Annotated in this window: 20 protein-coding genes; 7 read left to right on the top strand and 13 right to left on the bottom strand. The window is 64.5% G+C overall.

Going from position 1 to position 19,673, the window contains the following annotated elements:
- Positions 1 to 14 precede the first annotated feature (14 nt).
- From AB3L03_RS20820 to AB3L03_RS20805, 4 genes are all read right to left on the bottom strand, one after another.
- The gene (locus AB3L03_RS20820) at positions 15 to 728 is read right to left on the bottom strand and encodes a hypothetical protein (RefSeq protein ID WP_085350794.1); all 714 of its coding nucleotides are present in this window, start codon (positions 726 to 728) and stop codon (positions 15 to 17) included.
- An 86-nt stretch (positions 729 to 814) separates the two neighbouring features.
- Positions 815 to 1,525: a hypothetical protein gene (locus tag AB3L03_RS20815; protein ID WP_018453153.1), complete on the bottom strand. Its 711-nt coding sequence runs from the start codon at positions 1,523 to 1,525 to the stop codon at positions 815 to 817.
- Positions 1,526 to 1,657: 132 nt separating this feature from the next.
- Positions 1,658 to 1,906 carry a hypothetical protein gene (locus AB3L03_RS20810; protein ID WP_018453152.1) on the bottom strand — a complete coding sequence of 83 codons (249 nt, stop codon included), beginning with the start codon at positions 1,904 to 1,906 and terminating at the stop codon, positions 1,658 to 1,660.
- A 137-nt stretch (positions 1,907 to 2,043) separates the two neighbouring features.
- Positions 2,044 to 3,018, bottom strand: a complete 975-nt coding sequence (locus tag AB3L03_RS20805) for a nitronate monooxygenase family protein (protein WP_204512511.1) — start codon at positions 3,016 to 3,018, stop codon at positions 2,044 to 2,046.
- 108 nt (positions 3,019 to 3,126) lie between these two features.
- Here AB3L03_RS20805 and AB3L03_RS20800 point away from each other — a divergent pair, with 108 nt between their 5' ends.
- Positions 3,127 to 4,689, top strand: coding sequence for an AMP-binding protein (locus AB3L03_RS20800; RefSeq protein WP_018453150.1), 1,563 nt, complete (start codon positions 3,127 to 3,129; stop codon positions 4,687 to 4,689).
- A 10-nt stretch (positions 4,690 to 4,699) separates the two neighbouring features.
- Here the strand turns inward: AB3L03_RS20800 and AB3L03_RS20795 are convergent, their stop codons facing one another.
- The 7 genes from AB3L03_RS20795 to AB3L03_RS20765 all read right to left on the bottom strand — a co-directional run bounded on the left by AB3L03_RS20795 (position 4,700) and on the right by AB3L03_RS20765 (position 10,210).
- Positions 4,700 to 5,473 carry a thioesterase family protein gene (locus AB3L03_RS20795; RefSeq protein ID WP_368506976.1) on the bottom strand — a complete coding sequence of 258 codons (774 nt, stop codon included), beginning with the start codon at positions 5,471 to 5,473 and terminating at the stop codon, positions 4,700 to 4,702.
- Between the two features lie 55 nt (positions 5,474 to 5,528).
- Positions 5,529 to 6,497: a nitronate monooxygenase family protein gene (locus AB3L03_RS20790; protein WP_204512512.1), complete on the bottom strand. Its 969-nt coding sequence runs from the start codon at positions 6,495 to 6,497 to the stop codon at positions 5,529 to 5,531.
- A 150-nt stretch (positions 6,498 to 6,647) separates the two neighbouring features.
- Positions 6,648 to 8,048: an aspartate ammonia-lyase gene (locus AB3L03_RS20785; RefSeq protein WP_085361116.1), complete on the bottom strand. Its 1,401-nt coding sequence runs from the start codon at positions 8,046 to 8,048 to the stop codon at positions 6,648 to 6,650.
- 30 nt (positions 8,049 to 8,078) lie between these two features.
- Positions 8,079 to 8,615 (bottom strand): hypothetical protein, encoded by a 537-nt coding sequence (locus AB3L03_RS20780; protein WP_368506975.1) that lies wholly within the window; start codon positions 8,613 to 8,615, stop codon positions 8,079 to 8,081.
- Between the two features lie 48 nt (positions 8,616 to 8,663).
- On the bottom strand, positions 8,664 to 9,266 hold the full coding sequence (locus AB3L03_RS20775) for a YqaA family protein (RefSeq protein ID WP_085385485.1): 603 nt from the start codon (positions 9,264 to 9,266) through the stop codon (positions 8,664 to 8,666).
- A 45-nt stretch (positions 9,267 to 9,311) separates the two neighbouring features.
- Entirely contained in the window at positions 9,312 to 9,713 is a 402-nt protein-coding gene (gene hisE, locus AB3L03_RS20770) for a phosphoribosyl-ATP diphosphatase (protein ID WP_368506974.1), read from the bottom strand.
- A gap of 125 nt (positions 9,714 to 9,838) precedes the next feature.
- Positions 9,839 to 10,210, bottom strand: a complete 372-nt coding sequence (locus AB3L03_RS20765; RefSeq protein ID WP_018453145.1) for a hypothetical protein — start codon at positions 10,208 to 10,210, stop codon at positions 9,839 to 9,841.
- A gap of 227 nt (positions 10,211 to 10,437) precedes the next feature.
- On the opposite strand from AB3L03_RS20765, the gene AB3L03_RS20760 reads away from it, so the two are divergent.
- From AB3L03_RS20760 to AB3L03_RS20735, 6 genes are all read left to right on the top strand, one after another.
- Complete coding sequence (locus AB3L03_RS20760; RefSeq protein WP_018453144.1) at positions 10,438 to 11,484, top strand: ABC transporter substrate-binding protein; 1,047 nt, start codon at positions 10,438 to 10,440, stop codon at positions 11,482 to 11,484.
- Between the two features lie 89 nt (positions 11,485 to 11,573).
- Positions 11,574 to 13,370 (top strand): glucan ABC transporter ATP-binding protein/ permease, encoded by a 1,797-nt coding sequence (locus AB3L03_RS20755; RefSeq protein ID WP_085350799.1) that lies wholly within the window; start codon positions 11,574 to 11,576, stop codon positions 13,368 to 13,370.
- 201 nt (positions 13,371 to 13,571) lie between these two features.
- Positions 13,572 to 15,017: a D-alanyl-D-alanine carboxypeptidase family protein gene (locus AB3L03_RS20750; RefSeq protein ID WP_085350800.1), complete on the top strand. Its 1,446-nt coding sequence runs from the start codon at positions 13,572 to 13,574 to the stop codon at positions 15,015 to 15,017.
- Positions 15,018 to 15,207: 190 nt separating this feature from the next.
- Entirely contained in the window at positions 15,208 to 16,893 is a 1,686-nt protein-coding gene (locus AB3L03_RS20745; protein ID WP_018453141.1) for a long-chain fatty acid--CoA ligase, read from the top strand.
- A gap of 15 nt (positions 16,894 to 16,908) precedes the next feature.
- Complete coding sequence (locus AB3L03_RS20740) at positions 16,909 to 17,463, top strand: DUF924 family protein (RefSeq protein WP_368506973.1); 555 nt, start codon at positions 16,909 to 16,911, stop codon at positions 17,461 to 17,463.
- 107 nt (positions 17,464 to 17,570) lie between these two features.
- The gene (locus tag AB3L03_RS20735; protein ID WP_018453139.1) at positions 17,571 to 18,056 is read left to right on the top strand and encodes a peroxiredoxin; all 486 of its coding nucleotides are present in this window, start codon (positions 17,571 to 17,573) and stop codon (positions 18,054 to 18,056) included.
- Between the two features lie 167 nt (positions 18,057 to 18,223).
- Here AB3L03_RS20735 and rnhA read toward each other — a convergent pair whose 3' ends face one another.
- Both rnhA and AB3L03_RS20725 read right to left on the bottom strand, forming a co-directional pair.
- The gene (rnhA, locus tag AB3L03_RS20730) at positions 18,224 to 18,688 is read right to left on the bottom strand and encodes a ribonuclease HI (protein WP_007597503.1); all 465 of its coding nucleotides are present in this window, start codon (positions 18,686 to 18,688) and stop codon (positions 18,224 to 18,226) included.
- Positions 18,685 to 19,668: a homoserine kinase gene (locus AB3L03_RS20725; RefSeq protein ID WP_085350802.1), complete on the bottom strand. Its 984-nt coding sequence runs from the start codon at positions 19,666 to 19,668 to the stop codon at positions 18,685 to 18,687. Before AB3L03_RS20725 ends, rnhA begins: the two co-directional genes overlap by 4 nt.
- Positions 19,669 to 19,673 lie beyond the last annotated feature (5 nt).

Here is a 19,673-nt window from a genome sequence, read left to right as displayed (position 1 = left end):
GGCGAGGATGGACGCTAATCGTCGTCGCCGAATAGCCTGATCTGCGGAAAGCCGCCGCGCGGCCTGCTCGGGACCTCGCGCGCATCGGCATCTTCGCGGATGTTGCGCGCGACGTCGTCCCAATCGGTGCGGTCGCGCATCCCACGCGGCTCGCGGAAATCGTAGTGGCGGCGCTCGGCCCAGCGCTCACGGCGCTCCGTCCGGCGCCGTTCAGACGTGGCGCGCTTGACGTCAGAATCCCTGGCCTTGGCATAGGCGTTGTCGGATGAGGATGACGGCTCTGTCGATGCTTGCCGCTCGGCAGGCTTTGCGACTTGCGGAGGCGACGCCGGTGGCGGTTTCGGGGGCTCCACCGCTGCCGCCTGCGAAGGCTGTTGCGCTGGCTGTTCAGCGTTGGCTTGAGTGGTCTGCGTGTCGGGCTTCACCGCTTCGGACTTTGCCTCAGGCTTGGACTCGGCCTTGGCGTCGGATTTGGCTTCGGCCTGCGCTGGCGCGGCGACCATGGCGCCGAAGGCTTGCGAGCCGGTGAGATATTGCAGGCGCTCGGATGGCGCTTCCGTCGTGGCGGGCTTGGCGTCAGCGCGCTGCGCGATCTTGCTGGTATCAGGCCCCTGCTTGGGCGAGACCGGATTCATGATATTGCCGGCGACAATGCCGCCGCCGAGACCAATGGCGATGGCTGCGACGATGGTTCCTGCACCGACGAAATAGGCTGTCGAGGCGCGCATTGGTCCACTCCCTCTTTGGAGCGGGCAACGCTTGTCAATTGCAGGATGTTCCCGATATAGCCGCAGTTCCGGAAGGAACTTGCGCGTCAGATCTGCTGCGCCACCTTCTCGAGCCCAATGATGCGGGCGAGCTTGCGCACTTCCTCTTTCTGGTCGTCACGCAGCTGGAACAGCAGCGGCATCGCGGCCGACTTCAACTGCTGGACCTCGTCGCAATTGGGATCGATCGGCACGCCCTGCACGTTCGGATTGGACAGCTTGTTTGCCGAGATCTTGCGGACAACGTTGCGCAGCGCGGTCTCGACCGACGGCCAGTAATATTCCTGCGACGACGACAACTTCAGACGGTCCCTGATGCCCGCAATCTGTACGTCGGACAACAGCGAATAGGATTTCTGCGGCTGCGGCTTGGCGACGACCTTCGGCTTGGCCGGGACTTCGACGGCAGGAATCTCTGCAGCGGCCGGAGCCTCGTTCACGCTCGCCTTGGGCATCGGGAAATCGGATGGCGTGGCGGCGGCAAACGCCTGACGCAGCGGCTCGGTCAGCACGGGCATTTGCGAGAGCTTGTCCGCCGGAACCTGAACCGGGTCGATGGCGGCCGAGGCTAGCGCCAGCGTCGGAACCAGACGGTCGGCCTTGGCGGCCCGATTGGTTGCAAGCAGCTTGGGCGCCGGCGCCTGCGTGATCATTTCGGCGCTGACGCTGGGCACGCTGTCGCGGCCGAGAATGGCGGTGGTGGCGGCGCCGAGGACGAGGAAGCAGGTCAGCACGACGATGGTGATGGCTTTCGACAAACGTCTCTCCGCAACCGGCTTCAAGTCCACGTGATCACTGCCCGCAAACTGGGCGAAAATTAAGGCTTAACCGTGCCATCGCGGCGGCAATCGCGCGGACTGCGGCGACATCATCTGGAAAGGTCAACAAAATCAAGCAGCTAGCGCCAGATCGTAAGCGTCCTGGATGTCGGCCACGATCTCCGAGGCCTCCCAGACTCCACGCGGCTCGACCGATTGCAGCGCCACCGTCCAATTGCCGCCCCGGCGGGTGCGGGGGACGCTGACGATGTCGAAGCGAACATTGCGGCACAGCGGGTGGCGGGCCAGCGCATGGGCCACGCGAACGCGAATTTCGTCCAGCGAAGCCGCCGTCTTGGCGTTGAGAAAGTCGAAGTCCATCGCCTGTCCCTCTCGGTCCTGATTGGCGCCTGAGGGGATTCTGGGCGATCGATGGTTAATCTGCCGTTAAGTGACCGCTTCTAAGGAGCGCTCGATTAACTGTGATGGAGGCGACGGGCCCTGTCGGTCTCCGGGTTTTACGGGGAGAGGCGGCCACCCGCCTCTCGATACTCCGCGACCGTCCGCGCGACGAGATCGTTGGCCTCCATCACTTCGGTTACACCCGATATCGAATGCCCGCCGCTCCAGATATCGCGCCAGCGCTCGGGGCGGCTCTCGCGCGCGTTGACGTCGATGTCCTTGCCGACGTCGATTGCACCGCGCGCCGGCAGATCGTCGGGGTCGAGACCGGCTGCCAGGATCGACGGCTTGAGCATGCTGGTCTGCAGGCCCGTGAACGCGGTGGTCAGCAAGATGTCGTCCGCGCTGCCGTCGACCAGCATTTGCTTGTGACGCTCATCCGCCATGCTCTCCCGCGTCGCGATGAACTTCGTACCCATGTAGCCGAGATCGCAACCGAGCACTTCGGCCGCGCGCAATGCGTGGCCGTCGCTGATGCCCCCCGCGAGCACGATGATGCCATCGTAGAACGCACGCACCGCGCGGACGAAGGCGAACGGGTTGAGCCAGCCGGTTTGCCCGCCCGCGCCGGCGGTAAGCAGCACGAGCCCGTCGGCACCTGCTTCCGCCGCGCGTTCGGCGTGGCGGATCGAGGCAACATCCGCAAGCACCAATGCGCCGACGTCGTGCAGCGGCTTGAGCACCGTCGTGGGCGAGCCGACCGAGGTGATGACGATCTCCGGCCTGTGGTGCAGCAACACGGCGAGATCCTGCTCCAGCCGTGCATTGGAGCGGTGCACGATCAGGTTTGGGCAAAGCGGCGCGGCCTTTCGGCCGGTTTGATCTTCATGCCGCCGCAGCCGCGCTTCGATGTCGGTGAGCCATTCATCGAGTTGTTCGGTGCTACGGCAATTCGCGGTGGGGAAGCTGCCGATCACGCCGTTGCGGCAGGCCGCGACCATGAGCTCGACGCCCGAGACCAGAAACATCGGCGCGGCAATCAGCGGCAGGGCGAGACGACCGTGGAAATGTTGCAGCCGATCTGACGTCACGCGTGCCTCCCTCGCGCGGGCTTAGTCGTTCCATCCCGCATTCCCTGTGCTAGCGTCGCGGTAAACATTGGCACGCCGGAAGCCGATAACAAAGCAGCGAGGAAACATATGTCCGATCCGCTCCATGCATCGTCCCCGACTTGCGCGCAGGCGCTGCGGGCGCTGTCGCGCTATCCGGGCCGAACCGCGTTCGCGTGGCCCGGCGGATCGCTGAGCTATCAGGGCACCATCGACCTGATCGGGCGCATCCAGGGCGTGTTCATGCGGCTTGGATTGCAGCCCGGCGCGCGGGTCGCCTTCCTCACCGCGAACCGCGCCGACACCTGGTGCGCCGGCGTTGCCGCGCAATTGTCGCGGCTCTGCGTCACCTGGCTGCATCCTTTGGGATCGCCGGGAGACCAGATGTTCCAGCTCGAGGATTCCGAGGCCGAGGTGCTGGTGGTCGATGCGGCCGCCTTCCACGATCGCGGCGGCGAGCTCGCCGCGCAGGCGACCTGGCTCAAGGCGGTGTTCACCACGGGACCGGCCAACTATGGCGTCGATCTCTTGCAGGCGATCGAGATCGAAGGCCATGCCAGCGCGCATTGCCTCGCCCGACCCGACGACCTCTCCACGCTGAATTACACCGGTGGCACCACCGGCAAATCCAAGGGCGCGTTGCGCTACCACCGCGAAAATGCCGGAGCCGCGGCCGCGATCCTCGCCGACTTCGAGATTCCCGATGGCGCGCGCTACCTCGCGGTGGCACCGATCAGCCATGTCGCCGGCACGAAAGTGCTACCGACCTTGATGCGGGGCGGCACCGTGCACATGCTGAAGGGTTTCGATCCCGAGGCGGTGCTGGGGACTATCGCACGCGAGCGCATCAACTTCACGCTGTTCGTGCCGACCATGGTCTATGTGCTGCTCGATCATCCCGCATTGAGCAGGACCGACCTCTCCTCGCTCGAGCTGGTGCTCTACGGCGCCTCCGCGATGTCGCCGAGCCGGCTGGTCGAGGGCATCGAACGGATCGGGCCGGTGTTCTCGCAGCTCTACGGCCAGACCGAATGCTACCCAATCTCGGTGCTGCGCAAGGCGGATCACGATCCCAAAACGCCCGAACTGTTCCTGTCCTGTGGCTTCCCGATCGCGGCGTGCGAGGTCAAGATCCTCGACGACAACGACCAGGAGGTGAAGACGGGCGAGGCCGGCGAAATCTGCGTGCGCGCTCCGCATGCGATGGCGGAGTACTGGAAGCGGCCCGACACCACCGCCGAGACGCTCAAGAACGGCTGGGTGCACACCGGCGACATCGCTCGTAAGGACGATCGCGGCTACATGTTCATCCTCGACCGCAAGAAGGACATGATCGTCTCCGGCGGCTTCAACATCTTTCCGCGGGAAATCGAAGACGTGCTGTCACAGCACGCCGATGTGGCCATGGTTGCGGTCGTCGGCATCCCCGACGAGAAATGGGGCGAGGCCGTGACCGCTGTCGTCGTCCTGCGCGAAGGCGCAAAACCTGACGCCGATGAACTGATCAATCTGGTGAAGACGCGAAAAGGCTCGGCTCATGCACCGAAGCAGATCCAGTTCGTCAAGCAACTCCCGATGACCGGCGTCGGCAAGGTCGACAAGAAGATGCTGCGCGCGAGCTTTTGGAGCGGGCGGGGCCGGATGGTGGGATAGATAAGGTGCCTCACCGCTTCTCGATCACCAGGCTTTGCACGGCTCGGCCGAAATAGCCCTGCCGGTCGGCGAGCCGCGACATCGCAAGCCCGGCACCATCGGGGCCGATCCAGGAATCACCGTCGAGCAGGATCCATTCGCCGACCGGCTGGCGCGCAAAGCTCACGGTGAGGTCAGCGTTGATGTAGGTCCAGGCGCGGAAATCGAGCGACGAGGCGGTGCCGTTGGAAAAATCGGCCGCGACCACGGCGCGCATCGCCTGGGAGAGCGGTTCGCCCGCGATCAGGGGATGGTCGACGCGAAACCAGATCGCGCCGGCGCCGGCTTGCCCGAAGCGGCCGCGCGCAGCGCGCATCGAGACTGAACGTACGAACGGGCTGGTAGCGGCATGACCGTCCTCGAGCAGCGAGTCCTCCGGCGACGGCAGCGTAACCGGCAGCGCCTTGACGTGCTCGGGCAGCGTCAGTGCATGGCGCTTGATCTTGAGCACGGTGGCGCCGACCACCTGGACGCCGTCGGCGAGCAGCTTGACTCCGCAGAGCTGGATCTTGCGGCCCTCGCGCAAGATCTCGGTCGCGATCGTGAGTGGTGCCACCGGCACCGGGCGCATCAGGTCGATGGTGACGCGCGCGATGTCCATTGCAACTGGCGTCGGAATGCGCTCAGCCGCCCACGTCACCAGCGCGGCCGGCGCCGAACCGTGCTGCATACGCCGGTCCCACGGGCCCGCGGCATCCGGGCTGGTGACGACGCTGTCGCCGTCGACGCGGTAGATGGGGGGCATCGTTTCTCCGTGATGCACATTCGGTGCTGAGCAAAAGCTGTCGTCCCGGCGAAGTTCACAACGGCGGATCGACCGCCTCGTCGTATTCCTTCTTGAAGCGCGCGATCATTTCGGCGGCTGGCACGATGCCGTCGATGCTGCCGACGCCCTGGCCTGAACCCCAGATTTCCTTCCAGGCTTTTGGCTTGGCGCGCTCGCCGGAGGCGTCGGTGCCGAAGTTCATCTTGGAAGGATCGGACGTCGGCAGGTTTTCCGGATCCATGCCGGCGGCGAGAATCGACGGCTTCAGATAGTTGCCGTGCACGCCGGTGAACAGGTTGGAATAGATAATGTCGTCGGCCGTCGCGCCGGCGATCATCTCCTTGTACTTCTCGACGGCATTGGCTTCCTTGGTGGCGATGAAGGCCGAGCCGATATAGGCAAAGTCGGCGCCGAGAATGCGCGCGGCGCGGATCGCCTTGCCGTTGCCGATCGCGCCGGACAGCGCGATCGGGCCGTCGAACCATTTTCGTGTCTCGGCAACGAACGCCAATGGCGAGATCGTGCCGGCATGGCCGCCGGCGCCCGCCGCGACCAGGATCAGGCCGTCGGCGCCCTTCTCGATCGCCTTGTGCGCAAACTTCTGGTTGATCACATCGTGGAAAACGATGCCGCCCCAGCCGTGCACGGCCTGATTGAGCTCCTCGCGCGCGCCGAGCGACGAGATAATCATCGGCACCTTGTACTTAGCGCAGAGCTGCATGTCGTGGTCGAGCCGGTTGTTTGACTTGTGCACGATCTGGTTGACCGCAAACGGCGCCGACGGCTTGTCGGGATGCGCGCGATCATAGGCCGCGAGCTCTTCGGTGATGCGCGCCAGCCACTCGTCAAGCAGCTCCGGCGGCCGCGCGTTCAGCGACGGAAACGAGCCGACCACGCCCGCCTTGCACTGCGCGATCACGAGATCGGGCACCGAGATGATGAAGAGCGGCGAACCGATCACGGGGATCGACAGGCGTCCCTTGAACAAGGCAGGCATGGACATTGCGAGACGATCCTCTGTTGGCGGTCACATCGAAGTTGGGAGCCATACCAACAAGGCAATCTTTCCACTGTCAAGTATTGCGTTTTAGCGCCGTGGAGGGACGCCGTTACCGCAATTCCAAGCCGCGGAATTCAGCGCGGACCGACGACATCACGCAAGCAAATCCGGATTGATCAGCCGCTCGAACGAGAACATCTCGTCCCATTTCTCCTGGGTCAGCAGCTTGCGCTCGACGACGACGATCTGATGCAGCGACTTGCCGCTCTTGTAGCCCTCGCGCGCGATCTCGGCGCAGTCCTTGTAGCCGAGCAGCGGCTTCAGCACCGTGACGATACCGAGCGAATTCAGCACCATGTTGCGGGTGTGCTCCTCGTTGGCAGTGATGCCGACGACGCAATTCTCACGCAGGCTGTTGACCGCGCGCTCCATGGTGCGGATCGAGAAGAACAGCGCGAACGAGATCACCGGCTCCATCACATTGAGCTGGAGCTGACCCGCGGACGCCGCGAGCGTCACGGTGGTGTCGAGCCCGATCACGAGGAAGCTGGTCTGGTTGACGACCTCGGGGATGACAGGATTGACCTTGCCGGGCATGATCGAGGAGCCCGGCTGAAGCTGCGGCAGGTTGATCTCGTTGAAGCCGGCACGCGGGCCCGAGGCGAGCAGGCGGATGTCGTTGCAGATCTTGGTCAGCTTGCTCGCGGTGCGCTTGAGCACGCCGGAGAGTTGCACATAGGCGCCTGTATCCGACGTCGCCTCCACGAGATCGCCTGCTAGGATGAAGTCGACGCCGGTGAGCGCGCTCAGATGCCGGACCGCGAGCTTGGGATAGCCGTGCGCCGCGGTGACGGAGGTGCCGATCGCGGTGGCGCCGAGATTGATCTCGCGCAGCAGCGCGCGGGCCTCGGAGATTCGATCGACCTCCTCGCCCATGGTGGTGCCCCAGCCGCGGAATTCGGCGCCGAGCGACATCGGCACCGCGTCCTGCAAATGGGTGCGGCCCATCTTCAGCACGCGCTCGAACTCCCTGCCCTTGGCGAAGAACGCCTCCTGGAGCTGACGCAGCGCCGTCATGTAGCTCTCGAGCCGCAGGATCAGCGCCAGCCGAAAGGCGGTCGGATAGGTGTCGTTGGTGGACTGGCCGTAATTGACGTGATCGTTGGGGCTGACGTGCTGGTAGTCGCCCTTGGCAAAGCCGAGCGATTCCAGCGCGAGATTGGCGATCACCTCGTTGGCGTTCATGTTGGTGGAGGTGCCGGCCCCGCCCTGGATGAAGTCGGTGACGAACTGGTCCATCATATCGCCGGCGATGACGCGATCGCAGCCCACGATGATGGCTTCCGCGACTTTGGTGTCCACCGCGCCGAGATCGCGGTTGGCCATGGCGGCGGCCTTCTTGACGTAACCAAGCGCCTTCACGAAGTAAGGCTCCTGGTTCATCGGAATGCCGGTGATGTGGAAGTTCTCCTTCCCGCGGATGGTCTGGACGCCGTAATAGATGTCGTCGGCGATCTCACGCTGTCCGAGGAAGTCCTGCTCCGTGCGGCTCATGGGCGCTCCTTGCTTGCTCGCGCGACGTCCTCAGTTCTGGCACAGCGCGCTGGTGACGAAGGTATCAGTGCGGCAGTCATCCGGTTTGCGTTGCCTGCCCGGGATCAGAACCTTGGCCGAGCACTTTTCCGCGGAGTCGGCATTCAGGCTCTTGCCTTCCGTGTAGCCCTTGCTCTGGCAGAGTTTGTCGGCGGCGAGCTTGCAGTCGGGCGCGCCGTTCGACGAGGCCGGACAGGCCACGCGTCCCGACACCATGATCGACGGCTTCGCCAGGCGCGACAAATCGTTCATGGTCTCGCTCGGGCTTTTGATCGGCGGCAGGATCGAGGGCAGCTTTTCGAACAGCTTGCCCATTTCGTTGATCAGCCCGGGGTTTTCCTCGTGCGCCGGCGGCGACGAAGGAGCTGTCGAGGGCGCCGGTGCGGCCTGCGGTCCTTGCTCCTGCAAGCCGAGCGCCGGCGGTGCGGATTGCGGCCATCCGGTACCGCCGGCAGCGAGCAGGACCGAAAGCGCCGCAAATGTCAGCGTGCCCAGTCGCAGGACCGGATTGCCGGATCGAAGCATCATGGCGGCAACCGTAGCCGAACGAGGCGCGGTGGCAAAGCGCCTTGGGCGTTAGATCAATTTGATTGCGACGACAAAGCCGAGCACGAGCACCGCGGCGCCGATTGCCACCACCAATCCGAGATGCTTCTCGATCTTGATCCGGATCCAGTCGCCGTAGCGGTTTAGCAGGATCGCCACGATAAAGAAGCGCCCGCCACGCGCCACGATCGAGCACAGGATGAAGAGCCCGAGATTGTAGCCGGCAAAGCCGGACGTGATGGTCACGAGCTTGTAGGGGATCGGCGTGAGGCCCTTGAGCAGGATGATCACGGCGCCCCATTCGGCATAGGAGGCGCGGAAGGCGTCGACCTTGCCGCCGAGGCCATAGACTTCGATCAGCCAATGGCCAACCGAGTCGAAGAGCAGCGCACCGATAGCGTAGCCCAGAAGGCCACCCAGCACCGACGTCGCAGTGCAGATCGCCGCATAGACCCAGGCGCGTTGCGGGCGCGCCAGTGACATCGGGATCAGCATCACGTCCGGCGGGACGGGAAAGAAGGAGCTTTCAGCGAAAGCCACGGCGCCCATGATCCAGAGCGCGTAAGGCTTGTGAGCGGCGTCGATGCACCAGTCGTAAATACGTTTCAGCATGGCGCCGCGATGAAGCACCATGGGACGGATTTGTCCATGCCGAGATGGGACCGATTTGTGCCAATACTAGTGGCGCTTGCGCGCGGTGCGGCCTTCCAGCGCGACGATTGGCCGCCTGGCGGCGACACGCGGTGACGCAACTTTGGGCAGTTTCATAGCCGACTTCGGCAGTTTCTCGGCGATGCCGAGCATGTCTTCACGCCGCGTCATCTCGCGCCAGACGTCCTCGGGGCGCACGCCGGCCGAGGCCCAGAGCACGGTCAGATTGTAGAGTAGATCTGCGCTTTCCCGGATCACGGCTTCGCTATCGCCGTTGACCGCGTCGATGACGACCTCGATGGCCTCTTCAGCCAGCTTCTTCGCCATTTTTGACGGGCCGCGCTGAAACAGCCGCGCTGTGCGCGATGTTGCCGGATCAAGGTCCCTGGCCGCGAGCACAGCCAGATATAGCCGCTCAAGCAGAATCACTCATGTACGCGACGCTACTCTAAACCCATGGCCAGCGCGTTAACGCGCGATAGTAGAGCCCAAAAAGGGGCCGCCGCGGCAAGCACGACGGCCCGTTTGTGGTCAACCTTTTGTTGTGGCCAAAACTAGTAGCAGTTGGTGCGGTGGCCTTGGCCGCAGAGCTCCGACGGAGCCGTGCCGCCGTAACGCTGATACTGGTAGTTCGGGCCGGGTCCGTAATACGGGCCGTCGCCGTAATAGGCAGGGCCGCTGTAATAGGCGGGGCCGCCATAATAGGGGCCATCGTCATAGGCGTAGGCGTTGCGGGTCGCGGCGATCGCAAGACCGGTGCCGACGATGCCGGCAAACGCTGCAGCAGCCGCCGCGCCACCGCCGCCACCATGCCAATGACGGCCGCCCGCGTAGGAAGCGGTCGGGGTTATTGCGGTCAGCGCCAGCACCGCGGCGGTAGCGAGAACGGCCTTACGGCCGGCAAATCCTGAAAATCTGTCAAACATGTCCTGGACCCTCCTTGGGACCTCGAATGGTGCCTGATGACAGGCTCGTGTCTCTCAAACACCCGCATCCCATGTTGGGTTCCCCAACCCCAACACAAGCTGAACGGGGTTGCGTGATCGTGACGCAACCGCCGCTCATCCGCCGTTCATGTTGGCGCGAACAAGCTTGTCGCCAGCCGGCGCTCCGAGCGTCACCAAGCCATAACAACACCGGACCGGCGCGACTGATGTTCGAATTCACGACAATTGCTCTTCGCGGTCTGCTGGCCGCTGCAATCTCGCTTGCGGTGCTGACTGCGCGCGATGCTACCGCGGCCGAGACCGTCGTGCCCTCCATTGCGATCCACTTCACCTTCGACCGCCCGATCGATGCGAGCATGGCGCCGTTCTTCCTTGCCGCCAAGGACGGCAGCTTCGGCGCCGAACGTCTCAACGTCTCCTTCAGCAGCGCGGCCGGATCGCCGGAGGCGCTTGCGCGCGTCGCCAAGGGCAACAGCGAGCTCGCGCTCGTCGACATCAACGAGCTGATCCGCTTCCGCGACAAGGATGCGACCCCGGTCAAGGCGGTATTCGTGCTGTTCAACCGCGCGCCCTACGCGATCGTCGCCCGCAGGAGCCGCGGCATCCACCTCCTGCCCGACCTGGACGGCAAAACCGTCGGCGTTGCCGATAGCGATCTGTCGATGCGGCTGTGGCCGGCGCTGGCGCAGCAGAACGGCATCGACACGGCTCACGTGAAATTCCACAAGATCAGCGCCGCGGTGCGCGAGCCGATCCTCTCCGCGGGACAGGTCGATGCCGTCGCCGGCTTCAGCTATCTCTCGGCAGTGAACCTGCGCGACCGCGGCGTGCCAGGCGGCGATCTCGTCGCGCTTCGCTATGCCGATTATGGTTGCGAGGCCTATGGCTTTGCCGTCGTGGTCAACCCGGCTTTCGCCGCGGCCAAGCCGGACACCGTGAAGGGATTCGTCCGCGCATTGATCGCCGGCATCAACGCGACCGTCAAGGACCCGGCGCGTGCGGCGGACGAAGCCGCGAGCCGCATCGACGGCGGCGATCGCGATCTTGAGCTGGAGCGGCTGCGCACTGTCCTCGTCGACAACATCCTGACGGACGAGGTCCGTCGCAACGGCCTCGGCGACATCGACCCGGCGCGCATGGATCGCGCGATCGACCAGATCGGGCAGGATTTCAAATTCCGCAACCGGCCGGCGGCGGGCGACATCTTCGACAGCGGGTTCTTGCCGCCAGTTGCAGGGCGGTTGATCAACTGAGCAAAACCGACAGCTTCCGCTATATCTCACGGGCGATCCCTGATTAGAGTATGCGCTCACTCCGTTCCAGCCGCCCGAGCTCCTCGCCCATGCCCATTCTCCGCCTCTACACCCGCGTTCTCGAGCTGCTCGGTAAGGAGGCACGGCTGGGCTGGCTGCTTGCGGTCGTCAATCTCCTGCTTGCGGGCTCGCAATTCGCCGAACCGGTGCTGTTCGGCCGGATCGTCGATGTGCTCTCCGGCAAGACGGTCGCAGGCTCCAACTCGGCCTGGCCGTTCCTGGTTGCATGGGTCGCGTTCGGACTGTTCACCATCGTCTGCAGCGCGGTCGTAGCGTTGCAGGCCGACCGGCTCTCCCACCGCCAGCGGCAGGCGGTCCTGACGGACTATTTCGAGCACATCCTGCAGCTGCCTCTGACCTTCCATTCGGGCACCCATTCGGGCCGGTTGATGAAGGTGATGCTGAACGGCACAGATGCGCTGTGGCGGTTATGGGTCGGCTTCTTTCGAGAGCATTTTGCCGCGATCCTCTCGGTCGTGGTGCTGCTGCCGCTATCGCTCTACCTGAACTGGCGGCTTGCAATCCTGCTGTTCGTGCTCTGCATCGTCTTCACCGCGCTGACCACCTTCGTGGTGCGCAGAACCTTCGGCATGCAGATGGAGGTGGAGGAGCACTACAGCGAGCTCTCCGCGCGCGCGTCCGACGCCCTTGGCAACGTCGCGCTGGTGCAGAGTTTCGTCCGCGTCGAATCCGAGGTGAAGGGCCTGCGCTCCGTCGCCGACGAGTTGCTAGCGGCGCAAATGCCGGTGCTGTCGTGGTGGGCACTCGTCACCGTCATCACGCGCGCCTCCACCACGATCACCGTGCTCGCGATCTTCACTTTCGGCATCGCGCTGCACGACCAGGGGCTGACCTCTGTCGGCGAGATCGTCATGTTCGTGAGCTTCGCGACGCTTCTGATCCAGAAGCTGGAGCAGGTCGTGAGCTTCATCAACAACGTGTTCATGGAAGCCCCGCGCCTGCGCGAGTTCTTCAACGTGCTCGATGCGGTTCCTGCGGTGCACGACCGGCACGACGCGATCGATGCGGGTCGGCTCTCCGGCCTCGTTGAATTCAACGACGTCACCTTCTCCTATGACGGCAAGCGGCCGGCGGTCGAGGACCTCTCCTTCACCGCGCTTCCCGGCCAGACCATCGCACTGGTCGGCGCGACGGGCGCCGGCAAGTCGACGGCGATTGCGCTGCTGCATCGCGCCTTCGATCCGCAGTCCGGCTTCATCAGGATCGACGGCATGGACGTGCGCGGGGTGACGCTGACATCGCTGCGGCGGAACATCGGCGTGGTCTTTCAGGAGGCGCTGCTGTTCAACCGCTCGATCGCGGAGAATTTGCGCGTCGGCAAGCCGGACGCCACCGAGGCCGAGATGCGCAAGGCGGCGGAGCGCGCACAGGCGCTCGAATTCATCGAGCGCAGCGGCGGCTTCGAGACCAATGCCGGCGAGCGGGGCCGGATGCTGTCGGGTGGTGAGCGCCAGCGGCTGTCGATCGCACGTGCACTGCTGAAGGATCCGCCGATCCTGATCCTGGACGAGGCGACGAGCGCACTCGACGCCGTCACCGAGGCCAAGGTGAATACCGCTCTCGACGAAGTGATGAAGGGCCGCACCACCTTCGTGATCGCCCACCGTCTCTCCACCATCCGCAATGCCACGCGTATCCTGGTGTTCGAGAACGGGCGCGTGATCGAAAGCGGAACTTTCGATGAACTCGTGGCCAAAGGCGGCCATTTCGCCGACCTCGCCAGGGCTCAATTCATGATTCAGGAGAACGCACGGGCCAGCGTGACAGCGGCTGAGGCTGCCGCGACGGCCGCCAAGTCGCCTTAACAAGCCGCCTTGGCAAGTCCCCATCGTATCGTCGAAATTCGGCCCATTTCATTGCGGAATACCCCGCTGATGCCCCTATTCCCGACGCACCAGCCGGTATAGGTTTGCGGCGCCGCAAGCGGCGGCGCTGGATTTCAGAACCGAACATCAGATCACGAGAGCCGACCGGAACCGGCGGGTCTCCAAGGACCGAATCGGATAGTGCACGCTCTTCGCCCGCTGCTTCGTCAATCCCTGTTCAACCTGTTCGCCGCGGCACTCGCGTGTGCCGCGTTGCTCGCGCCGCGCGCGGCGAGCGCCGAAGCGCTGCTCCTGATCGAGGCCGATAGCGGCAAGGTGCTGCAGGCGGAGAACGCGACCATTCCTTGGTATCCGGCTTCCGTCACCAAGATCATGACCGCCTATGTGACGCTGAAGGCGGTCAAGGACGGCAAGCTCACACTCGACACACTGCTCACGGTTTCGCCGACGGCAGCCTCGCAGTCGCCCTCGAAGATGGGCTTTCGCCCGGGAACGCAGCTTACCGTCGACAACGCGCTCAAGATGATGATGGTGAAATCGGCGAACGACATGGCCGTCGTGCTCGCCGAAGGCGTTGGCGGTTCGATCGATGGTTTCTCGGCGCTGATGAACGACACGGCGCAGAAGCTCGGCATGACGCAGACGAGCTACGTCAATCCGAACGGCCTGCCCGCCGACGGACAGATCACCTCCGCGCGGGATCTTGGCATTCTCGCGCGCTCGTTCCTGCGCGACCTGCCCGAGTACGAGTATTTCGTGCACATTCCGGCAATCCGCTTCGGCAAGCGCGTCACCGGCAATTTCAACAAGCTGATCGGCCGCTATCCCGGCGCCGACGGTTTCAAGACCGGCTTCATCTGCGCCTCCGGCTACAATCTCGTCGCGTCGGCCACCCGCAACGGCCGCCGGCTGATCGCCGTCGTGCTGGGCGCCAACTCCGGGACCGCGCGCGCGGTGAAGGCGGCGCAGCTGCTGGAGCGCGGCTTCTCGCAAGATAATCTCACCTGGCTCCGCCCCTCGCTCGGCACCGTCGACAAGCTGGTGCCGGTCGACGCCTCGCCGCCGAACCTGCGTGACGACATGTGCGGCGGCCATCGCAAGCGGCCGGCCAGCGACGATGACGACGCGCTGATCGCGGCCAATGGCGGCACGTCCGGGTCCGCCTCGGCCACCGGCGGCGAAGCCCAAGTCACCTTCTTCACGGCCGGGCTTCAGCCGCCTCTGATGAAGGCCTCCGAGCTGATGGCCTCGGCCCCGGCGGCGGCCGAGCCCGTGCTGGTGTATACCGGTCCGACCCGCACCGGGACCGCCCTGATCGCGGCGGTCGCGGCCGATGCCGACCAGCAGGCCACGCCAAAGCCGCGTGGCAAGAAGTCGCGCGTCGCCAAAAAGCCCGACGCGGCAGACAAGCCGAAGGATGCCAAGACGGCGGCGGCGAAGCCCGATGCCAAGACGGCGGCGGCCGCAAAGCCGGCCGACGGCAAGTCCGCAGCTAAGCCGGCCGGTACCAAGCATGCCGCAGCCAAGCCCGATGCGGTGGCAAAGCCTGCGGTGGGCGGCGAGGCGGCCAAGCCCGCCAAGCCCAAGGCCGCGACCAAGCCCGCCAAGCCCGCCAACAACAGTTAACAGCCGACGCGAGGCGAGACCGCGCCGCACTTCGCAGTTGCGGCAGCGCCATTTGCAAGGATTCCGGTAGCCACTCCCTGACGTTTGTCCTAAGCCTCGACCGCTTGCCACCCGTTCCGGCAGGCTCGATACTGACGGCAACGAGGCAAGCCCGAGACACAACGGGCTCTGGTCAATGAGGGGAGTTTCCATGGAGCGCATCTGGCTTAAGCAATATCCGCCCGGCGTCCCCGCCGATATCGAGCCGACGCAATATTCATCGCTGGTCGACCTCCTGGAGGAGAGCTTCGCCAAGTTCGCCGACCGCAAGGCGTTCATCTGCATGGACAAGTCGATCAGCTATCGCGACCTCGACCAGATGTCGCTGGCGATGGCGTCCTATCTGCAAGGGCGCGGCCTGCAACGCGGCGCCCGCGTCGCGATCATGATGCCGAACGTGCTGCAATATCCGGTCGCGACCGCAGCCGTGCTGCGCGCCGGTTTCGCGGTGGTCAATGTCAATCCGCTCTACACGCCGCGCGAGCTCGAGCACCAGCTCAAGGATTCCGGCGCCGAAGCCATCATCGTGCTCGAGAACTTCGCCCACACCGTCGAGCAGGTGATCGCGAAGACGCAAGTCAAGCACGTCATCGTCGGCAGCATGGGCGACCTGCTCGGCTTCAAGGGAGTGATCGTCAATCTGGTCGTCCGCCGCGTCAAGAAGATGGTGCCGGCATGGTCGCTGCCGGGCGCGGTCTCCTTCAACGACGCGATCTCCGCCGGCCGCTCTCTGGCCTTCAACAAGCCGAAGCTGTCACCCGGCGACGTCGCCTTCCTGCAATATACCGGCGGCACCACCGGTGTGTCCAAGGGCGCCACCCTGCTTCATCGCAACATCGTCGCCAACGTCCTGCAGAACGACGCCTGGCTGCAGCCGGCGATGGCCGCGCCGCCGCATGTCGATCAACTCATGGTCGTTTGCGCGCTGCCGCTCTATCACATCTTCGCGCTGACAGCCTGCTACCTGCTCGCGGTGCGCGCCGGCGGCTGCAATCTCCTGATCCCCAATCCGCGCGACATCCCGGGCTTCATCAAGGAATTGGCGAAGTACCAGGTCAACAACTTCCCCGCCGTGAACACGCTGTACAACGGCCTGATGCATCATCCCGACTTCAAGAAGCTCGACTTCTCCAAGCTGAAGATCTCGAACGGTGGCGGCATGGCGGTGCAGCGCCCCGTCGCCGAGCAGTGGAAGGCCATCACGGGCTGCTCCATCGCCGAAGGCTACGGCCTGTCGGAGACATCTCCGACGCTGACCTGCAACACCACGACCAATCCGGAGTTCAACGGCACCATCGGCATCCCAGTGCCCTCGACCTGGATCTCGATCCGCGATGACGATGGCAACGAGATGCCGCTCGGCCAGCCCGGCGAGATCTGCGCCAAGGGCCCGCAGGTGATGTCGGGCTACTGGAACAGGCCGGAGGAGACCGCCAAGGTGATGACCGCGGACGGCTATTTCCGCACCGGCGACATCGGCATCATGGACGAGAAAGGCTACACCAAGATCGTGGACCGCAAGAAGGACATGATCCTGGTCTCCGGCTTCAACGTCTATCCGAACGAGATCGAGGAAGTGATCGCGAGCAACCCCGGGGTGCTCGAATGCGCCGTCATCGGCATTCCCGATTCCAAGTCGGGGGAGGCGGTGAAGGCGTTCGTGGTCAAGAAGGACCCGAACCTCACGGCGGAGGCCCTGGTCAAGTTCTGCCAGGAGCAGCTGACGGGTTACAAGGTGCCCAAGCACATCGAATTCCGCACCGACCTGCCGAAGACCAATGTCGGCAAGATCCTTCGGCGGCAGCTGCGCGACGAGAAGAAGGCGGAGGCGGCGTAAGCGCCTCTTTCGTTCATGACCGACGACAGCAACATCAGTCCGGCCGGCATCCTCGCCTTCTGGCGCGAGGCCGGCCGCGATGCCTGGTACGAGCGCAACGACGCATTCGACGCGGAGGTCAGGCGCCGCTTTCTCACGCTGTGGCAGAAGGCGGTCGCCGGCGAACTCTCGTCATGGGAGGCGACCGACGAGGGCGCACTCGCGCTCGTCATCGTGCTCGACCAGTTTCCACGCAACATGTTTCGCGGCACGTCGCAGGCCTTTGCCAGCGATGCGCTGGCGCGCGACGTCGCCCGCCGCGCCATTGCGGGGGGCGCAGATCAAAGGGTCGATCCGGTCCTGCTCGAATTCCTCTATTTACCCTTCATGCATTCCGAGCACCTGCCCGACCAATTGCACTGCGTCGCGCTGTTTCAAAACACCGACAATGCCGAAAATCTGAAATACGCGCGTGAGCACGCCGACATCATCCGGCGGTTTGGCCGCTTCCCCCACCGCAACCGTCTGCTCGGCCGCGACACCACCCCGGACGAGCAGGCCTTCCTCGACGGCGGCGGGTTCGCCGGCTGATGACATAACGGTGAAGGGTCCCGCCCTCACCGCCTGCCCTACCGGCAACATTGTGCAGCGCCGCCGCACGGTCTAAAAAGCGGGACCGATTTTCAGGGAGACTGACGATGGCGATCCAGACTGGCGACAAACTGCCCGAGGCGAAATTCCGCGTGATGACGGCCGAAGGCCCGCAGGTGAAGACCACCGACGACATCTTCAAGGGCAAGAAAGTGGCGCTGTTCGCGGTGCCCGGCGCCTATACGGGCACCTGCCACAAGATGCATCTGCCGAGCATTTTCCTCAACGCCTACGCCCTCAAGGACAAGGGCGTCGACACCATCGCCATCGTCTCCGTCAACGACGCCTTCGTCATGAACGCCTGGAAGCGCGACACTGACCAGCGCGACGAGGCCATCTTTCTGGCCGACGGCAATGCCGACTTCACCAAGGCGATCGGCATGGAGCTCGACGCCTCCGGCAACGGTCTCGGCATCCGCTCCAAGCGCTATTCGATGCTGGTCGAGGACGGCGTGGTCAAGAAGCTGAACCTCGAGGCGATGCCCGGCAAGGTCGAGGTGTCCGGCGGCGATACGCTGCTCGGGCAGCTGTAAGCTTTAGACGCCGCTTGCAGCCACAAACGACACTGTCATGCCCCGCGAAAGCGGGGCATTCAGTATTCCAGAGACAGTTGTTGTTGAATCGAGAGGCCGCTGCGTACTGGATCGCCCGGTCAAGCCGGGCGATGACGGCGGAGCATGAGCAAGAGCGCCGATCCGCGCTACTCCGCCACCCGCGCCTGTAACCGCGCCTTCACGATCCCGTCGCGCGCGAGCTGGTCGGCGCGTTCGTTCTCGGGATGGCCTGCGTGACCTTTGACCCAGTGCCAGCGCACGTCATGGGCCTTCAGCGCGGCATCCAGGCGCTGCCATAGCTCGACATTCTTCACCGGCTTCTTGTCGGCGGTGCGCCAGCCGTTGCGCTTCCAGCCGTGGATCCAGCCGGTGATGCCCTGACGGACATATTGGCTGTCGGTATAGAGATCGACCGTGCACGGCTTCTTCAGCGCTTCCAACGCGGAGATCGCCGCCATCAATTCCATCTGATTGTTGGTGGTGTGGCGCTCACCACCGTTCAGTTCTTTTTCCTTGTCGCCGAACTTCAGGATCGCGCCCCAGCCGCCGGGCCCCGGATTTCCCGAGCAGGCGCCGTCGGTGTAGATCGTGACAATCGGAAGCTCGCTCACGCCACCAGCCCCGACGGCATCAGCCCATAGTCGCGCACGCTGGAAACGCTCTGGTGGAAGCGCAGCTTGCGGACATATTCCAGCGGATCCTTCGGCCGAACCAGCGCGCCGGGCGGAACGTTGAGCCAGTCGACCAGCCGCGTCAGCAGGAAGCGCATCGCGGCGCCGCGCGCGAGCAGCGGCAGCGCGGTCTCTTCCGCCTCGGACAGCTTTCTCACCCGGCCATAGGCATTGAGGAAGGCCCGGGCCTTGGTCACGTTGAAGGAATGATCCGGCTCGAAGCACCAGGCGTTGAGGCAGATCGCGACATCATAGGCGAGCCAGTCATTGCAGGCGAAAGTGAAGTCGATGATCCCCGAGAGCTTGTCGCCGAGAAAGAAGACGTTGTCGTTGAAGAGGTCGGCGTGGATCACGCCTTCGGGCAGCTGCGTCGGCCAGACCCCGCTCTCGAGGTAGTCGAGCTCGTGGCTCAGGAACGCGCGCAGGCCGGGCTGCACCTCGTCGGCCCGCTGTGACGCGGCATCGAACAGCGGCCGCCAGCCCGGGACCGACAGCGCGTTCGCGCGCCTGATCGCGAAATTCGCGCCGGCCAGATGCATCCTGGCGAGCCCCTCGCCGACGCCGGCGCAATGGACCGCGTTCGGCTTGCGCGGCCAGACGCCTTCGAGAAAGGTGATGATCGCGGCCGACCGGCCCGACAGCTCGCGCAACGCCTCGCCGTCCGTTCCCTTCACCGGCAGCGGGCAGTTGACGCCGTGCTCGGCCAGATGCGTCATCAGCGCGAGGAAGAACGGCAGATCGTTCTTCGCCACGCGCTTCTCATAGAGCGTGAGGATGAACGACCCCTTGGTCGTATGCAGCAGGAAGTTGGAATTTTCGACGCCCTCGGCGATGCCCTTGTAGGAGAGCAGTTCACCGAGATCGTATTGATTGAGGAAGTCCGCAAGCTCGTCGGCGGCAACGTCGGTGTAGACCGCCATGAAGG

The organism is Bradyrhizobium lupini, from assembly GCF_040939785.1.
Classification (GTDB): Bacteria; Pseudomonadota; Alphaproteobacteria; order Rhizobiales; family Xanthobacteraceae; genus Bradyrhizobium; species Bradyrhizobium canariense_D.
The sequence above is the reverse complement of the archived record's forward strand: the minus strand, read 5'-3'. Positions and strand labels throughout refer to the sequence as shown.

Bases quoted from the DNA above. Each gene is read 5' to 3' on its own strand.
- AB3L03_RS20795 (WP_368506976.1), bottom strand. From the start codon at position 5,473: ATGCCCCCCATCTACCGCGTCGACGGCGACAGCGTCGTCACCAGCCCG.
- AB3L03_RS20765 (WP_018453145.1), bottom strand. From the start codon at position 10,210: ATGTTTGACAGATTTTCAGGATTTGCCGGCCGTAAGGCCGTTCTCGCT.
- AB3L03_RS20740 (WP_368506973.1), top strand. From the start codon at position 16,909: ATGACCGACGACAGCAACATCAGTCCGGCCGGCATCCTCGCCTTCTGG.
- AB3L03_RS20790 (WP_204512512.1), bottom strand. From the start codon at position 6,497: ATGTCCATGCCTGCCTTGTTCAAGGGACGCCTGTCGATCCCCGTGATC.
- AB3L03_RS20760 (WP_018453144.1), top strand. From the start codon at position 10,438: ATGTTCGAATTCACGACAATTGCTCTTCGCGGTCTGCTGGCCGCTGCA.
- AB3L03_RS20810 (WP_018453152.1), bottom strand. From the start codon at position 1,906: ATGGACTTCGACTTTCTCAACGCCAAGACGGCGGCTTCGCTGGACGAA.
- AB3L03_RS20785 (WP_085361116.1), bottom strand. From the start codon at position 8,048: ATGAGCCGCACGGAGCAGGACTTCCTCGGACAGCGTGAGATCGCCGAC.
- AB3L03_RS20780 (WP_368506975.1), bottom strand. From the start codon at position 8,615: ATGATGCTTCGATCCGGCAATCCGGTCCTGCGACTGGGCACGCTGACA.
- AB3L03_RS20820 (WP_085350794.1), bottom strand. From the start codon at position 728: ATGCGCGCCTCGACAGCCTATTTCGTCGGTGCAGGAACCATCGTCGCA.
- AB3L03_RS20735 (WP_018453139.1), top strand. From the start codon at position 17,571: ATGGCGATCCAGACTGGCGACAAACTGCCCGAGGCGAAATTCCGCGTG.
- AB3L03_RS20725 (WP_085350802.1), bottom strand. From the start codon at position 19,668: ATGGCGGTCTACACCGACGTTGCCGCCGACGAGCTTGCGGACTTCCTC.
- AB3L03_RS20775 (WP_085385485.1), bottom strand. From the start codon at position 9,266: ATGGTGCTTCATCGCGGCGCCATGCTGAAACGTATTTACGACTGGTGC.
- AB3L03_RS20800 (WP_018453150.1), top strand. From the start codon at position 3,127: ATGTCCGATCCGCTCCATGCATCGTCCCCGACTTGCGCGCAGGCGCTG.
- AB3L03_RS20745 (WP_018453141.1), top strand. From the start codon at position 15,208: ATGGAGCGCATCTGGCTTAAGCAATATCCGCCCGGCGTCCCCGCCGAT.
- AB3L03_RS20755 (WP_085350799.1), top strand. From the start codon at position 11,574: ATGCCCATTCTCCGCCTCTACACCCGCGTTCTCGAGCTGCTCGGTAAG.